The organism is Sphingomonas bacterium, assembly GCF_903642285.1.
In the GTDB taxonomy this organism is placed as follows: Bacteria; Pseudomonadota; Alphaproteobacteria; order Sphingomonadales; family Sphingomonadaceae; genus Sphingomonas.
The window spans coordinates 53,765-73,867 of record NZ_CAHJWJ010000016.1 but is presented as its reverse complement, the minus strand read 5'-3'; the positions used below and the strand labels follow the sequence as shown (position 1 = coordinate 73,867).

The 20,103-nt window shown below is 68.7% G+C and carries 21 protein-coding genes and 1 pseudogene; all 22 read right to left on the bottom strand.

The window, feature by feature from the left end:
* A partial coding sequence (locus HUU99_RS09795) for an outer membrane protein (RefSeq protein ID WP_174286389.1) occupies window positions 1-746 on the bottom strand: 746 nt, incomplete at its 3' end.
* A 113-nt stretch (window positions 747-859) separates the two neighbouring features.
* Window positions 860-1,363 (bottom strand): DUF2793 domain-containing protein, encoded by a 504-nt coding sequence (locus tag HUU99_RS09790; protein WP_174286388.1) that lies wholly within the window; start codon window positions 1,361-1,363, stop codon window positions 860-862.
* Window positions 1,364-1,414: 51 nt separating this feature from the next.
* Window positions 1,415-3,565, bottom strand: a complete 2,151-nt coding sequence (locus tag HUU99_RS09785) for a GTA baseplate fiber-binding domain-containing protein (RefSeq protein ID WP_174286387.1) — start codon at window positions 3,563-3,565, stop codon at window positions 1,415-1,417.
* Window position 3,566: 1 nt separating this feature from the next.
* Window positions 3,567-3,962: a peptidoglycan endopeptidase gene (locus tag HUU99_RS09780; protein ID WP_174286386.1), complete on the bottom strand. Its 396-nt coding sequence runs from the start codon at window positions 3,960-3,962 to the stop codon at window positions 3,567-3,569.
* Window positions 3,959-4,759, bottom strand: coding sequence for a DUF2163 domain-containing protein (locus tag HUU99_RS09775; protein WP_174286385.1), 801 nt, complete (start codon window positions 4,757-4,759; stop codon window positions 3,959-3,961). The genes HUU99_RS09780 and HUU99_RS09775 overlap by 4 nt, the downstream gene beginning before the upstream one ends.
* Window positions 4,756-7,025: pseudogene (locus HUU99_RS09770) on the bottom strand (DUF2460 domain-containing protein). Before HUU99_RS09770 ends, HUU99_RS09775 begins: the two are co-directional and overlap by 4 nt.
* A gap of 39 nt (window positions 7,026-7,064) precedes the next feature.
* The gene (locus tag HUU99_RS09765; RefSeq protein WP_174286384.1) at window positions 7,065-7,628 is read right to left on the bottom strand and encodes a tail tape measure protein; all 564 of its coding nucleotides are present in this window, start codon (window positions 7,626-7,628) and stop codon (window positions 7,065-7,067) included.
* Window positions 7,621-7,827: a phage tail assembly chaperone gene (locus HUU99_RS09760; RefSeq protein WP_174286383.1), complete on the bottom strand. Its 207-nt coding sequence runs from the start codon at window positions 7,825-7,827 to the stop codon at window positions 7,621-7,623. Before HUU99_RS09760 ends, HUU99_RS09765 begins: the two co-directional genes overlap by 8 nt.
* Window positions 7,824-8,180 (bottom strand): gene transfer agent family protein, encoded by a 357-nt coding sequence (locus HUU99_RS09755; protein WP_174286382.1) that lies wholly within the window; start codon window positions 8,178-8,180, stop codon window positions 7,824-7,826. The genes HUU99_RS09760 and HUU99_RS09755 overlap by 4 nt, the downstream gene beginning before the upstream one ends.
* Window positions 8,177-8,584, bottom strand: a complete 408-nt coding sequence (locus tag HUU99_RS09750) for a phage major tail protein, TP901-1 family (protein WP_174286381.1) — start codon at window positions 8,582-8,584, stop codon at window positions 8,177-8,179. The genes HUU99_RS09755 and HUU99_RS09750 overlap by 4 nt, the downstream gene beginning before the upstream one ends.
* Window positions 8,585-8,755: 171 nt before the next feature.
* Window positions 8,756-9,148 (bottom strand): DUF3168 domain-containing protein, encoded by a 393-nt coding sequence (locus HUU99_RS09745; RefSeq protein WP_174286380.1) that lies wholly within the window; start codon window positions 9,146-9,148, stop codon window positions 8,756-8,758.
* A complete protein-coding gene (locus HUU99_RS09740) occupies window positions 9,145-9,696 on the bottom strand; it encodes a head-tail connector protein (protein ID WP_174286379.1) in 552 nt (183 codons plus the stop codon). Before HUU99_RS09740 ends, HUU99_RS09745 begins: the two co-directional genes overlap by 4 nt.
* An 89-nt stretch (window positions 9,697-9,785) precedes the next feature.
* Window positions 9,786-10,820, bottom strand: coding sequence for a phage major capsid protein (locus tag HUU99_RS09735; RefSeq protein ID WP_254603097.1), 1,035 nt, complete (start codon window positions 10,818-10,820; stop codon window positions 9,786-9,788).
* Window positions 10,821-10,830: 10 nt separating this feature from the next.
* Complete coding sequence (locus tag HUU99_RS09730) at window positions 10,831-11,199, bottom strand: HK97 family phage prohead protease (protein ID WP_174286378.1); 369 nt, start codon at window positions 11,197-11,199, stop codon at window positions 10,831-10,833.
* Window positions 11,196-11,462 (bottom strand): DUF6127 family protein, encoded by a 267-nt coding sequence (locus HUU99_RS09725; protein ID WP_174286399.1) that lies wholly within the window; start codon window positions 11,460-11,462, stop codon window positions 11,196-11,198. Before HUU99_RS09725 ends, HUU99_RS09730 begins: the two co-directional genes overlap by 4 nt.
* Window positions 11,463-11,485: 23 nt before the next feature.
* Window positions 11,486-12,586: a phage portal protein gene (locus HUU99_RS09720; RefSeq protein ID WP_174286377.1), complete on the bottom strand. Its 1,101-nt coding sequence runs from the start codon at window positions 12,584-12,586 to the stop codon at window positions 11,486-11,488.
* Window positions 12,587-12,679: 93 nt separating this feature from the next.
* Window positions 12,680-13,957: a DNA-packaging protein gene (locus HUU99_RS09715; protein ID WP_174286398.1), complete on the bottom strand. Its 1,278-nt coding sequence runs from the start codon at window positions 13,955-13,957 to the stop codon at window positions 12,680-12,682.
* A gap of 35 nt (window positions 13,958-13,992) precedes the next feature.
* Window positions 13,993-14,469, bottom strand: coding sequence for a hypothetical protein (locus HUU99_RS09710; RefSeq protein ID WP_174286376.1), 477 nt, complete (start codon window positions 14,467-14,469; stop codon window positions 13,993-13,995).
* Window positions 14,470-14,754: 285 nt separating this feature from the next.
* A complete protein-coding gene (locus HUU99_RS09705) occupies window positions 14,755-16,083 on the bottom strand; it encodes a S41 family peptidase (RefSeq protein WP_174286375.1) in 1,329 nt (442 codons plus the stop codon).
* A gap of 199 nt (window positions 16,084-16,282) precedes the next feature.
* A complete protein-coding gene (locus HUU99_RS09700; protein WP_174286374.1) occupies window positions 16,283-17,365 on the bottom strand; it encodes an AraC family transcriptional regulator in 1,083 nt (360 codons plus the stop codon).
* A 291-nt stretch (window positions 17,366-17,656) separates the two neighbouring features.
* Window positions 17,657-18,055, bottom strand: coding sequence for a response regulator (locus HUU99_RS09695; RefSeq protein ID WP_254603096.1), 399 nt, complete (start codon window positions 18,053-18,055; stop codon window positions 17,657-17,659).
* Window positions 18,056-18,073: 18 nt separating this feature from the next.
* A complete protein-coding gene (locus HUU99_RS09690) occupies window positions 18,074-20,032 on the bottom strand; it encodes a GAF domain-containing protein (RefSeq protein ID WP_174286373.1) in 1,959 nt (652 codons plus the stop codon).
* Window positions 20,033-20,103: the final 71 nt, after the last annotated feature.

Below are 20,103 nucleotides of genomic sequence, written 5' to 3'. Positions count from 1 at the left end.
GGCGGGGGAGGCGGCGGGGGCGGAGGAGGCGGCGGCGGCGGGGGCGGCGGTGCGGCCGGTTCGCCGAAGTTGTACGTCACGCCGCCCAGGATGCTGTGCGAACGATAACGGAACTTCTCGGTGTTGTTGGCGACATCGACCAGGCGGACGTTGTCGACATCGAAGAAGCGATACTTCAGCGTCGCGTCGATATGGTCGGTCAGCGGCGCACGAACACCGGCCAAGCCCTGATAGGCGAAGCGCGTATCCGAATCGTTCAGGAAGTTGCCCGAACGGCTGAGACCTTCGGTTTCCCGGACGCGCGCAACGCCGACGCCGCCGCCGACGAAGCCCTGGATGCCATCATCCGGACCGAAGTCCAGCAGGCCGTTCAGCATGAAGCTGAGCGCAGACGTCTTGCCGCCAGCATTCGGATAATAGCCGGCAGGCGCGTTGAAGCGTGTGCCGTTCGTCGCGAAGGCCGGGGTCGTCGTCGTATTCGTGTAGGCATCGATCGTAGCCGAGCGATAACCGACCTCGGTCTCGACGCGGAACGCGCCGAAATCATAACCGACCGTACCGTCGACGTCATATCCATAATTATGATCGGTCTTGGCCGCGCTCTTCAGCGCGCCGATGTCATAATGGATGTCTTCGACGATCATCCCACCACCTTCGACACCGACGTACCACGACTTGTCGCGGGCGAAGGCGGGCGAAGCGAGTGCGGTGGAGGCCAGTGCCAGAATTACGGCAAGCTTCCGCATAAAATTCCCCTTTCCATGAGTGTCACTACGGACAGCGCAAACTCACTATCCGACCCATGGTTGCCGCGCAAGCGAACAAAACGGGGAGTGTTGCTCAAAGGCCTCACCTTTTTCTAGGACGCCGCGATCAGGCCATGTCCAACCATTGCAGCGAGGATCGCGGCGATCGCATTGCGTGTTTCATTGTCGATGACGGAGCCGCCGGACGGCGCGACGATGGCGGCACGCCGCGCGCCGATCACGGGAAGTCCGGCGACCATCACGCGCGCCGCGGCAACGTCACCCAACACCCAATTGCCGTGGGAAAAGCGTACGGGCAACGCGTCGGCGGTGCTCCAGGCTAGCATTCCCTCGACGGCGGCAACGAAGCGCCAACCGCCGCTCGTCCACGCCGCGATCGCGTTACCCTGACCGACCCAATCGCCCGATGGCGACGGGCCGACGATCCACTGGTCACCCGCTGCCGGCGTGGTCGGCGGGATGGTCATCCCCACCGCGCGAACGCTTGGCTGCAGCGCAGCATCCATAAGGGCAAGTGCCTCGTTATGAGTCATTTCCTTTTGCGATTGACCGGGATCGATCAACGGCAGCGCGAAACGCGCGGTCTGGTCGGTCATGCGTAGCTCCTTATCATTCGACGACGATGCAACGATGCGACGGCGACCGTGTCATGCCAGCACGATGGTCGCGGCGTCCGATGCGCCGAAATCGCCGCGCTGGCGGACCGTCACGCGAACGGGCCGCGGTCCGATATCCGCCGCCGCGACGACAATCGTCGACCGGTCGGTATCGATCGTGCGGACCGCACCGGCGGCATCGGTCAGCGTCGACCGATACGCCTCGGCTTCCTCCCCGATCGGAGCGTCGACGCCATCGATCCAACGCCAGCCGGCGCGACTTCGCCGGACCCAGGCGATCGTCGTGGTGCCGTCCGCGCCGATCGTCGTGGTCAGATGGACCGGGGCGGGCGGCAGGATCGATCGGCCGGTCAGGATCGCCGTCGCGACGACGCCGTCGCCGTCCCCGACCCCGGTCGCCATCACCCGCACCGCGCCGCCGATCCGGGCAAGCGGCAGGTCGATCGCCCGAATGCCGCTCGCGGTCAGCAGGACGAACGGATCGCCCACGACCTGCGTACCGATCGCCGCCTCGGTGCCCCGCCGACCGCGCGACAGCCGCGACAGTCTCCAGCGATCGTCGCCCAGCGGCTCGGCCGTACCGAACTGAAGCAGTTCCGCGCCCGCCAATGCCAGATTGGCCCCACGATCGAGGGCCGGACCGTCCGCATCCGCCAACACCGCGGCGTCGCTGGCCAGCCGGACGATAAGGCTGCCCCAACGATCGAACAGCGTCGCCGGCGCGGCAGCGGGTACGGTTTCCAGCGTCCCGATGATCGCCGGGGCCGCGGTCGATCCGGCGTCGATCCAGCTGGCCCCGTCATCGATGCTGTAGGCGATCGGCGCGCCCCGCCAGCCGGCCCCGGCTCCTGCCGCAGCGATGCTGATCCGCGGTTGTGTCAGGATGGCATCGTCGAGCGCCGGCGTCTCGAACACGGCCAGCGTCGTCCGACCGACCATCCTGTCGGCGGCGGCGCTTACCCGCCCGCTCGACGCGGTCGACGAATGCGGGGCGATGTTCACCGGCACCAGGTCCAGCTTCGTCACCATCGCCTCGATCGTGGAGGTCGCGATCCGCCAGATGCCGTCCTCGCCGGAGATCGTCACCGGATCGCCCGGGCCGAGGACCATCGCATCGTGCTGGACGGTGACGGTACGCTTCGTGCGCGCCGTCTCCGCCCGCGCCAGGATCGCCGTCGCCATCGCCTTCGCGTCCGCCGCGGCCAGCACCGCAGGCATCTCCACCCGGTCGTCGAGCGCGCCCGCCCCCGGCCGCGACGCGCGCTGTACCCCGGTCTGGTAATCGCGCGCGGGGTCGTAATGCGACAAGGTCACGGTCCGCGGCACCGTCTCGATCGCGGCGACCTGCCGCGCGCGCCGTTCTCCCCTCGCGGTCGCGGCATAGCCCGCATCGGCGATCGGGACCGGATCGACGGCCGCGTCGCGCATCGTCAGCCGCGCGCCATCGGCGGCGAACCATGCGCCGCCCGCGGTGCCGAGCGTGTCCAGCACCGCGCGGACGCTGCCGCCCGATACCGCGAAACCGACCAACGGCAGCCCCGCCCCGCCGACGATCTCCGGCGCGATGGCGGCGGCGATCGTTCCGATACCGACGGAAGCCGCGTCCGCCACGATTTCGAACGTCAACGACGGAATGCGATTGCCGTAATCGCCCAGCGCCAACCCCTCGAACAACGCATAGGCATAACCCCTATGAGCAGGAGTGAGGCCATCCTCCGCCGACGCGATCAGTGGGTCCGCCGCCTGATCCTCGCCGCCCGGATGCAGGCGGAACCCCGTCGCGACCTTGAAATCGCCCGCGGCCCCGCGCAGGAGATTGCCGTCCGCCCAGATCCGTCCGACCGACAGGATCGGCCGCGCCGACAGCAGCACCGCGAACGACGCCGAATAGCTGTAGGTCGTGACGCTCGGCTGCCCCTTGGCATGGCTGGTGGCGCTGCTTTCGATCAGGTCGGTGGACCAGATGACGGTGCCGGCGACCCGCATCGTCCCGAACAGCTTGGGGATCTGCGTGCCGTAGGACGATGTCTGCAACGCCAATTCGGTCAGCCGCGGCCCCTGCCGCGACGGCTGGCGGAATATCAGTGCGTTGTCCGCATATTGCCCCGCCAGCGCGCCGATCGCCGCGCCGAACGGCCCGGCGATCGCACCGCCGACCGCGGTGAGTAGCAACGTCGCCATGTCAATCCTCCCCCAATCGCCATGCGCCGATGACCGGCCAGGCTGGCGGTCCCGGTCGAAGCACCACCCGGCGGAGTCCGGCATCCGCATGGACCATGCCGCCGGCGACGATCACCCCCAGATGCAGCTGTGCCGGTCCGCTTCGCATCAGCACGATATCGCCCGGACGCGTCCCGTCCGCCGCCGCCAACGCCGTATCGAACCGCGCGGCGAGGGCGGCGGGATCGCCGCCGCGAATCGCGTATCCGCTCGGTACCGATCCGCGAAATCCGCCGGCCCGCACGGCGAGCGCGGCGACCCCTACGCAATCCAGACCGCTCGCCGGATCGCGCCCGTGCAACCGGAACCGCGCGCCCACCGCCGCCAGCGCCGCCGCCGCGCCCGCCGCGCCGCTCATCCGCCCGGATATCGGGTCAACAAATCGACGCCGGGCAGATACGGCTCCCCGCGGAAATTGGCGACGTTGGCGAAACGTGCGTCACAAGTCGCGAGACTCTTGTCGCACCCCTCGATCACCTCGACCAACGCCCCGACTTCGGCCGCAAAGCGTGGCGGCACGCGCAACGTCACGGTCGCGCCGTCGGACACCGCGATCGCATCCTCCAGCCCGGCATTCGCCCCGCCGAACCAGCGCAACAGCCCCTGCCCGTACGCGCCCGCCACCGGCTCGACCGAGTCCAGCGTCAGCACCTGCCCCGCCACGCCAACCACCCGCGCGAACCGCCGCCGCCCCGCCATCGCCACCCGGCACCGCGCATCGCCGAGCGACGCTCGGCATTCGGCGGACGTCTCCTCCACCACCGGCCGGTCGAGCGCGGCGGTCGCACCCGCCAGTTCCGCGGTGAACGCGCCGTCCTTCGTCTCGACCGCACCGATCGTTCCCTCGCCGAGCGCCGCGATCAGCGTGCCGTCGCTCCAGTCGACCGCGGACAGCGCCACCCGCGCGCCGTCCCAGCGACCCGCGATCAGATCGTCCTCGCCGATCGCATCCGAGGTGAACGCGCCCTCGACCGCCATCGTGTCGGCATCCAGCCCGTCAGACCGGACGATCGCCGACGGTGTCATGCCGGGCGCGGCGCGGTGGATCAGGCCGTCCAGCACGATATCGCGGTCGTGGCTGGTCAGCCCGATCGCTACCCCGTCGCGCCGCTCGATCCGCCAGCAGAACGCGATCGTCGCCAGCGTGTCGGTCATGATTCGTGCACTTCGATCAACGGCACGCTGGTCGCGGCTCCGGCCAGGAAGGTCGACCGGCTGACGCTCAACTTGTCCTCGGCGAAGCGCACCGGTACGTCGAAGGTGAAGGTCGCACTCACGACCACACCCACCGCCGGCGCGATGTCGACCACGATTTGCCCGCCCGCCTGCAACGCGAACCCTTGCGTCGGCACCCCGTCCAGCGCCACCGTCACGCTCCCCGGAACCGGCCGGGTGATCGGACGGACCGCGTCGCCGTATCGCCGCACCAGCGCGAAGACCCGGTTCGCGCCGTCGCCGGTCCCGAGCACCTCGCCCAGCCCCTGCGCGTCGAACGGATCGCGCAACCGGAACGCGCGCGCCGGGCCGAACCGCGCGCGGAAGAACGCCAGCAGCGCGGCGACATCCGCCTCCGAGCGGATACCGGGGCCGACATCATACGAGGTCCGCGCCGCCGCCCAGGCCGCGCTGCGCGCCTCCGCGCCGCTCGCGCTCGTCACGATCGCGGTCGAGAATTCGGGGGCCACTTCCGCCTCGCGGCCAAGCGCCAGCGGGAACGCCACATCGTCATACGCCTGCATCTCATCCTCCGGGGTGTCGAAATGGATAAAGCCGTCGCGCATCACTTGCGGCAGCGCCCACAGGAACGTCGCGGCGATCCGCGCGCCCGCGCCGTCTCCGCCGCGGCATCGATCTGCGTCCATTCCGCCGCTTGGTCGGGGCGAAGCACGAAACCCGACAGATAATGCTGCCGCGCGATCGGATAGCCGAGCCGCGCCTGCGCGGTCGCGATCCCGGCGGCGGTCGCGGCGGTGTCGCCCGCCGCTGCCCAGTCGTAATCCTCGATCTGCAGGATATCGAACGCGGGGCTGGCCCAGTCGACCGGCAAATTCGCGCGCCGGATCTCGGGCGCGGCGGGGTCGAGCACGCTCGGCAGATAGCTCAGCAGATGCACCACGCACCCCGCCGCCGCGTCCCTCGCCGCATTTGCCAGCAGATGCGTCGAGGCGGCAAGGCACGCGCTGGCGCGGTCCAGCGTCGCGCGCTGCTCCGCCGTCGTCGCGCCCCGGACCGAAGCGATCGGCGCCGGCGCGAACGCCGCGACCGCGGCCGCATCGTACAGGCACGGTCGACCGTCGGGCATGACCCACCACCAGGGCTCGCCGATCTGGAATTTCGGCGGCAGCCCCGCCGCGACCGCGATCCCCATGAACGCCTGCGCCACGACGCGCAGATAATACATCGCCCCGTCATGCGCGGGCGACAACAGGGTCGACGGTGGCACCCAGCCGGTCTGCGCCGGCGAGCCGTCGGCGGCGCGCTGTTTCCAGTCGTTCCAGCAATGCGCGTCGAAGATTTCGTAGCTGAGCGACCAGATAATCCCGATCCCCAGCGCCTTCGCGCGGGCCGCGAGATCATGGTGCCACGCTGCGCACGCAGCGTTCAGCGTGCCGCCGGTCAGCCCCAGATAATAGCCGCCATAAAGCGCATCGAGCCGGAAATAATGGCTCATCCCGACATAATGGACGATGTCGCCCCGGTATCCGAGTTGCAACATGTTGCGCAGCAATCGCGCAGGCGTGATGTTGTAGCTGTCGTCATAACCGCTGGCGATGCCCAGCCCGTGATCGGGTACGACGACATCGCCGATCGCCAGCACCGATCCCGGACCATCGCAGATCAGGCCTGTCAGCTCGATCCACCCCTCCACTACGGCGGTCAGGGGCGTATCGCTGCCGTCATAGCCCGGCGGCACCAGCGATACGAACGCCCGGTCGATATCCCCGGCCCAGACCGGGTCGGCCTCGCTCGGCAGGAGGAACCCGCCATCCAGCGCGGCGAAGTCGATCGAGACCTGCGCATCCTCCGGCGTCCCGCTCGCATAATTCCACAACCGGACATACCAGGCGCGCGCGACCCCGCACGCATCGCGCCCCTCGATCGTCAGCGTCGGCCCGTTGACCGCGTCCAGCGGCAGCACCCCCGACGATCGCCAGCGGAACGCCAGCCGGCAGTCCCGGAAATCGCGGTTCGTCTCGTACCGCAACAGCACATGGTCGATCGTGTCCGCCGCGTCCCAGATCAGCCCGGCAAGGTCGCCCTTGCGGTAGAAGACGGTGTCGACGCGAAGCGCATCGGGTGCGGTCGTCGTGACCGCCGCCATCATCGGCCGGGGGAAGTTGACCGTCCAGAACCGCGGATCGAACCGGGTGAGAATGCCGGTGGTCTGCACCGTCCGGTTCGCACAAAGCCAATGGGGCATGGTGTCTCTCCAAACTCCCCCTCCCCATGGGAGAGGGATTTATTGCAACGCCGCCTTCACCGCCCGCGCGACCTGCCGGCTCGATTGCTGCAGCGCCGCCGGCGCTTCCCCCGCGCGCGCATTGACCGCGATCGAGACGGTGATGGAACGCGCACTACCACCGCCGCCCGCATCCACTTGCCCAGCCGCGGTCGGTACGAACAATTCGGGTCCGCGCTCGCCGACCATATAGGCCTGGCCCGGCGATACCGGGCCGCCCGTCGCACGCCCCGGCTGCCCGCCGACCAGCCCGGTCAGCCCCGACAGCAACCCGCCCGCCGACCCGCCCGACCCGGGCCCGGTGCCGACGATCGCGGCCAGTCCGCTCTTCAGCGCGCTCGACGCGATCGAATCCAGCGCCGATAGCGCCGTCTTCTCCAGATCGGCGAAACCGAGCTTGCCGGTCTGCACCGCACGCAGCAGATTGGCCTCGATCGCGCGGCTCGCCTTGTCCGCCCCCGCCGTCAGCGGTCCTTCCAGCTGTGCGCGCATCGCCGCGACATCGCGCGCGAAGCCGGCGGTGTCGGCGCGGACGCCGACGACCATGTCCTGCATGTCATCCATCGGGATGCACCTCCTTCAGCCTGGCGATCGTCGCGGGATCGGGCGGCGTCGCTTCGCCGGCCGCCGGCCGCAACGCCGCGACCACCGCCGCCAGATCGGCCGGCGTCGCCCGCCAGAACGCATCGGGCGACCAGCCGAGCCGAAGCCCGGCAAGCCCGGCAAGCCGCACCGCCACCGCGGTGAAGCACGCCGCGTTCATCGCCCGGCCACGATCTGGCCGAGCAATGTCCGGAGCACCGGCATCGCCGCGGACAATCCCGCCTCGACGATCGCCTCGGCGAAGGCCGCACGCGTCAGCCCCTCGGGCGGGACGCGAAGGCAATGCCAGAACAGTCCGACGATCTCGGCCAGCGCGATCCCGCCGTCCGCCGCGCGCTCGACCAGCCCGAACAACGGCCCAAGCTCGCCCTCCGCGGCGACCAGCGCCTGGAAGGTCGGACGGAGCGCGATATCGACCCCGCCGATCCGCACGCTCGCTTCGCCCCTTGCCGCATTGACGGTGGCCGGGCCGGCGGGGATCGCGGCGGCTACCGCATCGGTTGCCGCGCTCATGCCGCCACCACCGGGCCGGAGCTTTCCAGGCTCATCGTATAGGACCGTTCGCCGTTGAAATCGCCCGCATAATCCAGCCGCGACACGAGGAACCGCCCGGTCATCGTCTCGCCGCTTTCGAAGCTCAGCCGGTAATCGTCGATCGTCCCCGACAGCGCATTGCCCTTGATCCGGACCTCCGCGGCGGAACCGGTGAAGACCCCCGCCCCTGCCACCGTTACGCTGCGAACCCCCGCTCCCGACAGCAGGTCGCGCCAGCCGCCCGAATCCTTGCTGGTCACAACGACGGTCTCGCCGTTCACCGTCAACTGCGTGGTGCGCAGCCCCGCGACCGTCGCGAAAGCGGGCGGCGCGGCACCGTCCCCGACCTTCAACAGGAACGCACTTCCTTTTTCGACAGGCATTTTGGTTCTCCTCATATGAATGTGTCTTGATCCGCCGGCGCGAACGGCTTCGGAATGTTCCGCCACCCCGGCGGAGGCCGGGGCCCAGTTGCGAGCCGATCGTGACGGCGCGACGCACCCCGTTACCCCGACCTAAGCAACTGGACCCCGGCCTTCGCCGGGGTGACTCCTTCACGAATCCTCCCGGACCATCCGCACCTGAAACTCCACCGCGGCGCGCCAGCGGTCGGTCGCGATCTCTGCCATCCGGCTGCGCACGAAGGTCAGCCGCACGATCCGCCAGCCCTCGGCGAGCGGCGGCGGGTCGGCGAGCGCCGCCTCCACCGCGTCGCACACACCGCGAAGCCGCACCGGCCGCTCGCCGCCATCATACAGCAGCACGATCAGCCGTCCCTCGCGCCCCGCCCAGGTCTTGGTGCTCCAGTCGGTCAGCACCGGATCGTCGACCACCGCGAACGGGCCGCCGATCCGTCCCGGCGGCGCGTCGAGCACGCGGACGCCAGTCAGGGTGGCGGACAGCCGCGCGGCGATCGCCGCCTGCAACAGCGTGCGGACGCCGCTCATCGGATGGCTCCCGCGCCGATGCGCATGCGCCGGAACGGCCGCCACAATGCCGCTACCGCCGCCGGCGGTTGCGCGTCGCTCGCCCGCGCTTCGAACAGATGCGCGGCGAGTGCGGCGACGCCTTGCGCGACCGCCGCCGGCACGTCCGCCCATGTCGTCGCCGGCCCGGCGACATAGGCGACCGCCACTCGCTCCACGCCGATCGCGGCGGGAAACCGGACCCAGCCGTCGCCATCGCCGTCGACGTCGATCGCATAGGCGTCGACCGGCAATATATAGGGGGCCGCGCCCGCCGGCAGCGCGGTGACGCCGGTGATCGCCTGCACCGGTTTTGCGTCCAGCAACCGCCAGTCCGGGCCGGGACGGACGACATCTTCGAATGCCCGCGCCACGATTGCGGTGCCCAGATACGCCTCGCCGAGCGCAAGCGCGGTGGCGGTCGCGCGCGTCAGCACGTCGTCCGCCTCCCCTTGCGTCAGGCGCAGATATGCCCCCGCCGCCGCGACCGCATCCGCGATCACGGCCGCCGGGATTGCCGATGCGGTCATGGTGTTCTCCCTGAATAATGGAAAACGGTTGGATGCTATCTGCCGTCATGCCGGGACGAGCCCGGCATGACGGACGCGATCCGACTCGCTTAGGCCGCCGCGAACTTCAGCAGCTTGATCGCCTCCGAATTCGACACGCAGCCGCCGACGCGCTTGGTCGCGTAGAAATTGACGTACGGCTTGTTCGAATAGGGATCGCGCAGGATCTGCGTTTCGGTCCGTTCGGCGATCAGATAGCCCGCACGGAAATTGCCGAACGCGACCGAGACGCTGTTCGCGTCGATATCGGGCATGTCCGCGGCCTCGACGACGGGATAGCCGAGCAACGTCGCCGGCGTGCTCGCATCCAGGCTCGGTGCCCAGAGGAACGCCCCGTTCGCGGTCTTCAGCTTGCGGATCCGCGCCAGCGTGCCGGCGTTCATCACGAAGCTCGCGCCCTGGCGGTAGGGCGAACGCAGACTCTGGACCAGGTCGATCAGCCGCTCGTCGGGATGATCGCCGAAATCGCCCGCGGTCCCCGTCGCCAGATATTGCAGCGTCCCGAACGCGCGCACCCCGTCGAGCGCGGCGGCGACCGGCGATTGCAGGAACCCGCGCGGACGATTGACCCCGGAACCGGCGACGAACGCCGCCCCTTCGGCGCGCGCGAATTCGGTCGCGATCTCGTCGGCCAGCCATGCCTCGACGTCGAACGCCGCGTCGTCGAGCATCGTCTGGCTCGCCGCCGGATTGGCATACAGCTCGCCCATCGGCGGCGCGATCTCCGCGAAGACCGGGGTCGCGGTCTGGCCCGGCGCATCGGTCTCCGCCGCCCAGCCCGATGGCGTACCGCCCGTCGTCACCAGCTTGCGATACCCCGCCGAGCCGACCTTCACGACGTTCGCGATCCCGCGGATCGGCGAGATCGAGGCGAGCGTGCGGTCGATCACCGCATCGATCTCGGTCGGCACCGTGAAGCCGCCCGAGTCCCCGGTCACGCCGGTGAACGCCTTCATCTCCATCGTCGCGCCGCTCCGCACGAACCCTTCGAACGCCGCCCCATTCGCCCTTGCCGAATCTTGACGCGCGCCTTCCAGTACCGGCCGCACGACCGCGCCGCCCGTCATCTCGTTTTCCGTTTCCATGACTTTCTCCTCAGGTGAAAAATCGGTCGACCCGCGCCAGCGACTGCATCGGGATCGCGACCAGGCTGACCTCGACCAGATCGACCGCGGTCAGTTCGCGGTGCGCAGCCTGGCGGACCGCGCGCGGGCGGTAACCGACCGACAGCCCCGCGACCGCGCCGCTGCGCACCGATGCCGCCAGATCGGGGTCGTCGATGACCCCCTCGACGGCGAGACCCTGCGCATCCTCGCGTACCGACGCATGACCGACCGGATCGCCGCGGTGCTGCCACAACAACGGCACCGTCCGCGGTTCGCCGAAGGCCCCGGCGCGGATCACGTCGCCCGCGCGGTCGACCCGGTCGAACAGCGCGGCATATCCGGTGAAGCGCCCGCTCATTTCACCAGCGCCCCGAACCCGAGCTTCAGCGCCAGCGCAGCCAGCACCGCCGCGCACGCCCAGCCGATAATCGCCTTCCACGCCGACCGCTTCGCATCGCGCCACGCCCCCAGCAGCTCGCGCAGTTCCGCGACATCGCGTTCCGCCCGCTCGTCGGCGAGGCCGAGCCGTGTCAGCGCGCGAGTCGCGCCAAGTTCGCCCGCTTCCTCCGCGATCGCGCGAAGCGTCACCAGGTCCGCGCCGCGCTCCGCCCCCTGTTTCATCAGCTGGGCCAAGACGCCGCCCGTCACGACAGCCCGACCTTCGCACGCTTCTCCTCGCCGGTGAGAAAATCCGCCTTGCCGACCATGTCCCAAAGGCTGGCGCGGTCCTCCGCGATCGCCGCGACCCGGTCGAGATCGACCGACAGCGCGGCGTCGGGGAACCACCCCCGCAACCCCTGCGCCAGCGCGTCGAGGATCGTCCCCGCCATCGGCAGCACCGACAGCCGGAAAAACGCGCGGTTCGCCTCGCGGTAATTGGCGTAGGTGCTGTCGCCCGGCAGCCCGAGCATCATCGGCGGCACTCCGAACGCCAGCGCGATCTCGCGTGCCGCCGCCGCCTTGGTGCCGACGAAATCCAGTTCGGCGGGCGTCAGGCTGATCGCCTGCCAGCGCAAGCCACCCTCCAGCAGCATCGGCCGGCCGGCATTCGCCGCGCCGGAAAACCCCTCCTCCATCTCGCGGCGTAGCCGGTCGAACTGGTCGCGCGACAGCACCGACCCGTCCGCCGCCTCGTGCACCAGCGCACCGGACGGCCGCGCGGCATTGTCGAGCAGCGCCTTGTTCCAGCGCGCCGCCGCATTGTGCACCGCGACCGCGCCCGATGCGGCCCCGAGGCAGCCGAGCCCGTAATGATCGTCGAGCGGGTTATACGCCTTGATATGGACGACCTGCGGCCGCACCGGGTCCGCGGACAGTCGCGTGACGTTGCCGCCGACCCGGTAGGCATAGGCCGCGGGCCAGCCGCTCGCATCCGGCTCCACGCTCACCCGTTCGGGGCGAAGCGCATAGAGTTCGGCGATCCCGCCATCCGCGTCGCGCAGCAGCTGGACATAGGCATTGCCGTGCAACAGCAATTGCGCCCCGACATCGCCGAGCAGGGTCTGCCCGCCCGACCGCATGGTGACCAACGCGACGAGCGCCGGGTCCGAAGCGGTCAGCGGTACGTCGCCGACGCTTTCCGCCATCAGCCGCACCGCACGCTGCCCGACCGCGTTGTCGCGGTAGCCCGCACGCACCTGCGCCTCATACCCTTGCGGCCAGTCGCCCGAAAACGCGGTGACGCCGGCACGCGACAAAGCCGGCCGCGCGCCATCGCGCGGGGCCTTCCACCCGAAGAGTTTCATGAGCTGTCCTTTGAACGTGGGCGAGGGATCGACATCCGTCACCGCCGCAAAACGTCGTCATGCCGGGCTTGTCCCGGCATGACGGAAATGATGCTACCCCACCACCCGCACCTTCGGGCTTCCTCCCGCGCCCAGCATCAGCGCCGTCACCGCCCACACCAATGCATCCGCACGGTCCGGCGATCGCCCCGGCCCTTCATACCCCCCGCCGGAGACCAGCCCGCACAGCTCGTCTTCCAGCGCGGGGAACGCGCCGACATGCCGCACCTTTCCCCGCTCGTAGAGCGCGGCCACCGGCTCGGCGCGCAGCACCTTGCCGCGCGTCGCGTGGACCGTCTTGATCGGCAGGTCGGCCGCCGCCCCGCGCAGCACGCTTTCCACCATCGCGCCCCCCTGGTTGACCTCTGCGATCACCCGGTCCGCGCCATGCCGTTCGACGCAGGCCGCGACCGCGCGCGCCCAGCCTTCGGGCGACGCGCCCACGACGCTCGCATCCTCCAGCACATAGCCGATGCCACCGGCATCCAGCGCGACCGCGACGATCCCGCACGCATCGCCGCCGATCCCGGCGGGCGGATCGACCCCCACGACCACGCGCACCGGATCGGGCGACGAACCGGTCCGGCACGCCTCGATCATCGCCCGCGTCCACAGCGCGCCGACCGCATCCTCGATCATCTCGCCCCCCAGTTCCTGCCGACCGAGCCTGGTCGCGCCATATTGCGCCGCCATCGCCGCCACGAACGACACGGGCAGATGCGGGTTGTCGACCGTGCGCCCGACCGTCTCGACCAGCCCCGGCATCGCCAGCAACCGCCGCATCAGCGGCACCGGCCGCGGCGTCGTCGTCACCACCACGCGCCCCTCGCCCAGCCGCAGCCCCATCATGAGGTTGTCCCATGCCACGTCGCCGCAGCGCCATTTCGCCAGCTCGTCGCACCATGCCGCATGATGCTCCGGCCCGCGCAAGGCGTCGGGCGCTTCGGCCGAATAGACGAACGCGCGCGCGCCGGAGGGGAAGACGAACTCGCCCTTCGTACCGCGCCAGACCACGCGCTCTTCCTCCCACGCGACCGACCGAAGTCCGCTCGCGCCGTCGATCATGACCCGATGCGCGTCGGCGATCGTCGCGCCGACCAGCGCGATCCGCGCGTCCGGATTGGCGCGCGCCACCGCGCTGACCCATTCAGCACCGGCGCGCGTCTTCCCGAACCCGCGACCGGCACGGATCAGCCAGATCCGCCAGTCGCCTTCGGGCGCGCGTTGCCCGTGATGCGCCCATACTTCCCAACGCGTGAGCAGTTCGCGCTTGTGCGGCCCGGGTAGGGACTCGACGATTTCCGACTGCTCATCGGGGTGCAGCAAACGCATCCGTTCGAACGGCGGAACCGCGCCCGGTTCCCCGCTCAAGCCCCGGTCTTCCGCGCCGCGATCGCCGCCAGCTTGGCAAGGATCAACGCATCGGTTTCGGCCGCCGTGGCGCGTCGCGGACGTGCGCCACTCCGCAATCGAGCGCCGGTTCGTCTGGTGTCGCGTTCCTTCAGCAATCGCAGCGCCTGATCGACATCGATCGCCACCGCGTCGCCGACCGCTTCCATCGGATCGCCCCGGCCCAGTCCGGCCAGGGTATGCCCGATCAGCCGCATCTCGATCGTCGCATATCCGGCCTCGATCGTGACTTCCCATGCGTCGGCGAATTCGGCGTCGCGCGCGCGCATGCGATGCACCGAACACGGGGCCATGCCGACCGCCGCGGCGGCCTGGGAAATATTGCCGGCGATCGACAGATGATCGAAAAACGCTGCCGTTTTCGCCGGCGTCCATTTGGTCCGGGGCTTGCTCCGGCGCTTCTTCTTTACTGCGATCGCGTCGTCGGCTTCCATCCTATCGTCCTCCCCCAAGGCTCACAGCGAAAGGGGCCGACAGGCGTCGCCGCCCCGGCCCCCGACTCGCAATTCTTAAGCGTTCCTGTTATGTACCCAAACAGCGTCGCGCTGTCAAGCGCTTTGTACCGATCTGGTTAAGAAACATCCCGGCGCTCACTGCACGCGTTCGGCCTCCTGATGCCGTAGCGTCCGTCCGGTTGCATTGTTCGGAGCGGACATTCGAAAGGAGCAGATGATGACCGGCTCTATGGGGTGCGATTCCCAATCTGGAAGGTAGATGGATCAGTTTGACGCTATGAGGACCGCCTGCGCCAGCGCGGTGTCCCCCCCGGCTCGTAGATCGGCTGCTCGGGCCGGCATGAGGATATCCGGCATGATCCCGGCGTCCGGTTGCGGCGTGTCGGGCCAATAGGCAATCAGCGGCAGATCGACCTCGATGCCCGATCCGGGTAATCCGACGAAGAAGAAAGCGCCGCCGTTGATGCCGCGACGGTTGCCGCCGGTATGCTCGCCAATCAGCGTTCCCAGCCGGTGACGCTGCATGAGGCTCGCGAAGCCGAAGGTGGCCGAAGCGTTCTTCGGGCCTACGAGGACGGCGACCTTGCCCGTGAACCGTCGCCCCTTCGGCTGGATGGTGTCGGTATCGGAAGCGTCGCCGGGACGGGTCAGGATGTAGAAACCGGTCGCGTCGGGACCGATCGCCGACGCCCCCCAGTCTTTGAAGCTGCGGTCCCAGGTCTTGAGGTAGGGGGAAAGCCGATCGGGTATCTTGCGGTAGCGTACATGGCGGGAATAGCTGTCGGCGGCCAGCGGCGCTTCGATCAGGCGGGCGATGATCGCCGCCCCGCAATCAAGACCTCCGCCATTGTCGCGTACGTCGATGACGATGCCCGAGAGCTGGCGGTCGATCGCGGTGTCCATGCTGGCGTCGATGAAACCCCGCCAATCCCATTCGTCGTGAAAGACCGCCCAGGTCGGCATCACGAGGACGCCGACGTTGCCGCGCAGCTCGAACGACCAGCCATAAGGAGAGTCTTTGGATGGATGACGTAGCGCCGCGTCCCGCGCCGCTGCGGTCATCAACGCACAAGCCATGGCGACGGTTCTGCCCTCGGCTCGCACCACGATACGGGCCGAGGGACCGGATGATGGGAAGAGGAGTGTCCGCAGCACATCGAATGCCGGCTGATCGCCATCGCCCGGTATGCCGAGGTCGGCCACCTTGCGCGCATCGTTGCTCCCATCCGTGCGGCCATAGGGAAGCATCTTGGCCAGGATGTCGCGTGCGTCGATGCCGTCGATCGCAACGACCTCGCTCCCGGCCGGCAGATGGTGCCCGCTGCCGAGATCGGCGGTGACGATCATGCGCCGGTCCAGCCATGCGAAGGCGAACGGCAGCCGATCGGGCCTGCCGAACAGCGCCGATACGACGGCCGGTGTCTGATTGGCAGGATTGGGGAAGCTGTGGCCGCACCGGATGCTGGCAGTGAAGGCCGACAGCGCCAGGTAGAAGTCTCCCAGAGCGCGGGGCGTACCGGCAAACCGATCGAGACGCTCGCGTTCCCGCCGGAAGCCGGCCGGGGTCAGGTAGCGGTAGAGGCCGGGATGCAAGCTTGCATACGCGTCGAACAGGATGGCTATGTCCTCTCGCATCGCCGCAGGTGCCAGCAGCTCGCCGGTCGCCCTGGCGGATGCCGGCAGGAAGGCGGCGGCGAGCAGTCCCGACGTTCCCGTCAGGAAATGCCGGCGATCGAGGTGAAACATGGTGTTGCTCCGAGCGGCTTAGACCCCGAGCCGATGCCGGTCATGGTCAGGCTATGCGCTGCAGATCCGCATGTCCCACGTCGTTTTTGCCCGTTGAGACGCGGCGAAAGGCCGTGGGCGTGATGCCGAACCGATCCTTGAAGGCACGGTTGAACGTCGCCTTCGATCCGAAACCGGCATCGATCGCGAGCGTCAGGATATCGCGATCGGAACCGTCCCGAAGCTTTGCGGCGACATGCTCGACGCGCGGGCCATTGATCGCCTCGGCGAACCCCAGCCCAAGGCCTTCGTTGAGGCCGCGCGACAGATAGGCAGTGTTGGTCCCAAGCCGGCGAGCCAACTTGGCAAGGTCGAGGTCGGGATCGCGCCACCATTCCTGTTCTTCGATCCGGCGCATCCATTCGGTCGCGATCGGACGCCAATCCCGCTCGATCGGCTCCACGATAGGCTGCGGTCGGGCGTCTGCCTGCCGCCAGCCCTCGATCGCCAGATAATTACCGACGATCGCCAGTACGACATAGAAACCGAACATGTCGAAGTAGGAGAGCGGTGCGATCAGGGCATCGGCGACCAGGTATACCGTTCGCACCGCCGCGATCACGGCAAAGGCGATCAGCACCGCCTGCACCCGCTTGGCCGCAGCGAGGTCCGATCGGCACGCCATCAGCCAACCGCGATGTTGGCGCAGTGCACATAGTCCGGCAACGGCGTAACCGATCATCGATGCGAGCAGCAGCACCGCCAGGATCGGATCGAGCCAAGGACGTTGAACCTCCCGATCGAACGTACCTCTCAAACCGAGCGGGAGGCAAAAGGCGACGGCCTGATAGGCGAACTGACCCACGGGCAACGCGGCGTGCCAGCGTGGTATCGGCCGATCGAAGATCAGGACATTGAGGTGCGCGTAGAGCAGTGGCCCCATCGCCAGGGGCACGGCGAACGGCGCGAACGAGAGCCACGGCCAGCGATCGTAGAGGCCGGCATAGCCGATGGCGAACGGCGTCAGCATGCCGCACAGGACGATCAGCAACGCGCCGAGAGAACGTTGCGCGGCCCCACGCCGCCCGACGATGATGGCGGTCGCCAGCAAGAGCATCTGCACCTCGAACAGACCGAGGATTAGGGACATGGGACTGATGCTCACATGACTATCAGCCTCGCCACAGTGACAACGTCAATGGGCAATCGGGCAATGGTGCCGGTCAGACACGGACGCTGGCAATTCTCAGAATGGCGGGCTTGGTTGGGTTTCGAGAACGCTCGCGTTTTCCCAACCGCGATCGTTTTCGGGAAAGCCCGTCGATGGCGGGACGGCAGGTACTGGCTACCGCTTCCCCAAAGCTGCCCGTCGGTAGTCCACCGACGTCGGCCAACCGCTGCTAACCACACGCCACCGCAACCCACTGAACGCCAGCTTCCCCTAAGCCGCCATCCGCCGCATCGCCTCGATCACCCGGTCCTGCCGGTACGGCTTGGCGAAGAACATGCTGCCCGCGGGCAGATCGCCGTCCGCGGGTTTGCGGTGGCCGGACGTCACGATGATGTGGATGGGCGGCCAGCGGTCGCGGATGCAGGCGGCCAGTTTGAGGCCGTCGATCGATCCGGGCATGTCGATATCGGTGAACACGACTCGGATGTCGGTCCGTGCCTCAAGGATCGCGACGGCGGCGGCGGCGTTGGCCGCCGCGACGACGGTGAAGCCCGCATCCTCGCCGACATCCATCGCCAGCATTCGCAACAGCGGTTCGTCCTCCACGACCAGCAATACCGGTATCATAGTCGCCGCGCCCGTGTCGGTGCTGGTATCGATGTTCGGCAAGTCATCCCGCTTTCCTGATCATGCCGACTGGAGTTCCATCAGCGGCGCACGCATGACGGCGGAAAAGCCGACATCATCATAACGTGCATCAACCCCGCCCGTTCCGATCAAACCCATGCGGATCAGCTTCGACCCGAATCCGCGGCGGATCGGCTGGGTCGCCGGCGGGCCGCCGCGCTCGACCCAGGACAGTACCAGCTCCGCGCCGTGATCGCCCTGTTCGGTCTGCCACGCCAGCGTGACGATGCCGCCGTCCCTCGACAGCGAACCATATTTGATCGCGTTGGTCGCCAGTTCGTGGAGCAGCAGCGACAGCGACATCGCTGCGCGGGAACCGAACTCCACCGACGCGCCGGCGAACGTCATCCGGTCCAGCGGGGCGACCGCACCGATCACGTCCTCGGCGATCTGGCGAAGATCCGCACCTACCCAATTCTTGCGCAACAATAGGTCGTGCGCCGCGCCGAGCGCCATTAATCGCCGCTCCAGTATTTCGACCGCCGGCCGATCGGCGACCGATTTCAACGTCTGGGTCGCGATCGCCTGCACGATGGACAGCGTGTTCTTCAGCCGGTGCGACAATTCCTCGTTCAGCAATTTCTGCCGCTCGTCCGCCTGCAGCCGCGCGACGCCGACCTCCAGCCGGTCCGCCACGCTGCGCAGGAAGGACAGCTCCTCCGCGGTCCATGCGCGCGGCTTGTCGTCGTGGACGAACAGCAAAGCCACCGTCCGGCCCTTGTCGCGCACCGGCATGTTGACCTGCGCGCGCACCCCGATCGTCTCCAGCGCGGCCGATGTTCCCGCGGTCCGCGGATCGGCCCGCACATCCTCGATCACCAGCGGCTGGCCGCCGATCAGATCGGCCGCGACATCGCCGTAATGCGCGATCGGTCGCGATCCGCTGATCTCGCGCTGGCCGGGTGCGGTCCAGCCGGGCGAGACGTCGAGATGATCCTGTGCGGCATCGAACCGGCCGAACCCGACCCGCGTGACGCACAGCGCCTCACCGACGACGCGGCTCGCCTCCACCGTCATCGCCGCGATGCTGCCGAGATCGCGAAGCCGGTCGCCGAGCGTCAGCAGCGCAGCCTGCCGCCGCTGGTGACGGACCTGGTCCGTCACCTCGACGAAGGTGGCGGCGAACCGGTCCGGGCCCAGCCGGAACGCGCGTCCTTCGTACCATCGGCCGAGCGTCGCGATTTCCCGGCGGAACGTCCGCGGCTCGCCCGTCTCGACGACCGCCGCGAAATCTTCGATCCACGCCTGCTCGATCGTCGGGAATACCGACAGCAGCGTCCGGCCGGTCATCGGCGTGCCCATCATGCCGAGCATGTCGCACCACGCCGCGTTCACCTCGACATAGCGCCAGTCGACGATCCTCCCCCACGCGTCGCGCACCGCATCCTTGACGACGAAGCCCTCGCTCAGCTGCTCGAACAATCCGCGCCAATGCGCCTCGCGCGATACCTGCTGCGTCAGCGCGCGGCGCAGTTCGAGCAGCGCGACGACTTGCCCGGCCAGCGCGCGAAGCGTCTCCGCCTGGTCGAGCGTCAGCCCTTCCGGGCGTGGTGCGAGATCGATGACGCACAGCGCACCGAGCACCTGCCCGTCCGCGACCCTGAGCGGCGCACCGGCATAGAAGCGCGCATGGGGCGCGTTCGTCACCAGCCGGTTGTCCACCGTTCGCGGGTCCAGCGCCAGATCCGGGATGACGAGCAGATCGTCCGCCGTAATGGTATATGCGCAGACCGACGTCGCCAGATCGGTTTCCAGCTCCGCGAACCCCGACCGCGCCTTGAACCACTGACGATCGTCGGCGATCATGCTGACGAGCGCGGTCGGCGCATCGCACGCCAGCGTCGCCAGGCGGACGATATCGTCGAACCCGGTCTCCGACGGTGTGTCGAGGATGGCATAGTCGTCCAGCGTCGCCAACCGCGCGGCGTCGTGCGCCAGCTCATACCCCTGCGTCGCCATGGCCGACCGCTTCACCCCCCGATTACGGTCACCGGTGTATACCGTTGCCGCGGGGAAGCAATGATCGCGCG

What these genes read in the sequence shown, in the direction of transcription:
- HUU99_RS09790 (WP_174286388.1), bottom strand. Translation starts at nt 1,363, where the DNA reads ATGACCGACCAGACCGCGCGTTTCGCGCTGCCGTTGATCGATCCCGGT.
- HUU99_RS09785 (WP_174286387.1), bottom strand. Translation starts at nt 3,565, where the DNA reads ATGGCGACGTTGCTACTCACCGCGGTCGGCGGTGCGATCGCCGGGCCG.
- HUU99_RS09780 (WP_174286386.1), bottom strand. Translation starts at nt 3,962, where the DNA reads ATGAGCGGCGCGGCGGGCGCGGCGGCGGCGCTGGCGGCGGTGGGCGCG.
- HUU99_RS09775 (WP_174286385.1), bottom strand. Translation starts at nt 4,759, where the DNA reads ATGACCGACACGCTGGCGACGATCGCGTTCTGCTGGCGGATCGAGCGG.
- HUU99_RS09765 (WP_174286384.1), bottom strand. Translation starts at nt 7,628, where the DNA reads ATGGATGACATGCAGGACATGGTCGTCGGCGTCCGCGCCGACACCGCC.
- HUU99_RS09760 (WP_174286383.1), bottom strand. Translation starts at nt 7,827, where the DNA reads ATGAACGCGGCGTGCTTCACCGCGGTGGCGGTGCGGCTTGCCGGGCTT.
- HUU99_RS09755 (WP_174286382.1), bottom strand. Translation starts at nt 8,180, where the DNA reads ATGAGCGCGGCAACCGATGCGGTAGCCGCCGCGATCCCCGCCGGCCCG.
- HUU99_RS09750 (WP_174286381.1), bottom strand. Translation starts at nt 8,584, where the DNA reads ATGCCTGTCGAAAAAGGAAGTGCGTTCCTGTTGAAGGTCGGGGACGGT.
- HUU99_RS09745 (WP_174286380.1), bottom strand. Translation starts at nt 9,148, where the DNA reads ATGAGCGGCGTCCGCACGCTGTTGCAGGCGGCGATCGCCGCGCGGCTG.
- HUU99_RS09740 (WP_174286379.1), bottom strand. Translation starts at nt 9,696, where the DNA reads ATGACCGCATCGGCAATCCCGGCGGCCGTGATCGCGGATGCGGTCGCG.
- HUU99_RS09735 (WP_254603097.1), bottom strand. Translation starts at nt 10,820, where the DNA reads ATGGAAACGGAAAACGAGATGACGGGCGGCGCGGTCGTGCGGCCGGTA.
- HUU99_RS09730 (WP_174286378.1), bottom strand. Translation starts at nt 11,199, where the DNA reads ATGAGCGGGCGCTTCACCGGATATGCCGCGCTGTTCGACCGGGTCGAC.
- HUU99_RS09725 (WP_174286399.1), bottom strand. Translation starts at nt 11,462, where the DNA reads ATGAAACAGGGGGCGGAGCGCGGCGCGGACCTGGTGACGCTTCGCGCG.
- HUU99_RS09720 (WP_174286377.1), bottom strand. Translation starts at nt 12,586, where the DNA reads ATGAAACTCTTCGGGTGGAAGGCCCCGCGCGATGGCGCGCGGCCGGCT.
- HUU99_RS09715 (WP_174286398.1), bottom strand. Translation starts at nt 13,957, where the DNA reads ATGCGTTTGCTGCACCCCGATGAGCAGTCGGAAATCGTCGAGTCCCTA.
- HUU99_RS09710 (WP_174286376.1), bottom strand. Translation starts at nt 14,469, where the DNA reads ATGGAAGCCGACGACGCGATCGCAGTAAAGAAGAAGCGCCGGAGCAAG.
- HUU99_RS09700 (WP_174286374.1), bottom strand. Translation starts at nt 17,365, where the DNA reads ATGTCCCTAATCCTCGGTCTGTTCGAGGTGCAGATGCTCTTGCTGGCG.
- HUU99_RS09690 (WP_174286373.1), bottom strand. Translation starts at nt 20,032, where the DNA reads ATGGCGACGCAGGGGTATGAGCTGGCGCACGACGCCGCGCGGTTGGCG.